The sequence below is a fragment of the Streptomyces sp. BE303 genome, assembly GCF_036290945.1.
Lineage (GTDB): Bacteria > Actinomycetota > Actinomycetes > Streptomycetales > Streptomycetaceae > Kitasatospora.
The window spans coordinates 1-317 of sequence record NZ_JAQYWZ010000349.1 but is presented as its reverse complement, the minus strand read 5'-3'; the positions used below and the strand labels follow the sequence as shown (position 1 = coordinate 317).

General features: G+C 72.9%; 1 protein-coding gene. It reads right to left on the bottom strand.

Translation table 11 applies throughout. From position 1 onward, the window contains the following. Window positions 1–278 (bottom strand): ketoacyl-synthetase C-terminal extension domain-containing protein (locus PUR56_RS05475; protein WP_329948058.1); only part of this gene is annotated, 278 nt, incomplete at its 3' end. Window positions 279–317 lie beyond the last annotated feature (39 nt).

Here is a 317-nt window from a genome sequence, read left to right as displayed (position 1 = left end):
TCGGCATCACGGTGACGCCGCCGACCAGCGCCCTCGAGCAGCACTGGAGCCTGAGCACGCAGCGACGCCTCGACCGTACCGGACAACCGCACCGGCGCCAGAGGCAGTTCCACTGCTCCCACGGCGGCGGCCTCGACCGGCGGTGGCTCCTCCACGATCACGTGCGCGTTGGTGCCACTGACGCCGAACGCCGTCACTCCCGCCCGACGAGGCCGGTCCCCGGGGTTCCAGGGCCGCGACTCCGTCAACAGCGACACCGCGCCGGAATCCCACTCCACCTGCGGGGATCGCTCGTCGGCGTGGAGCGTCGCGGGCTG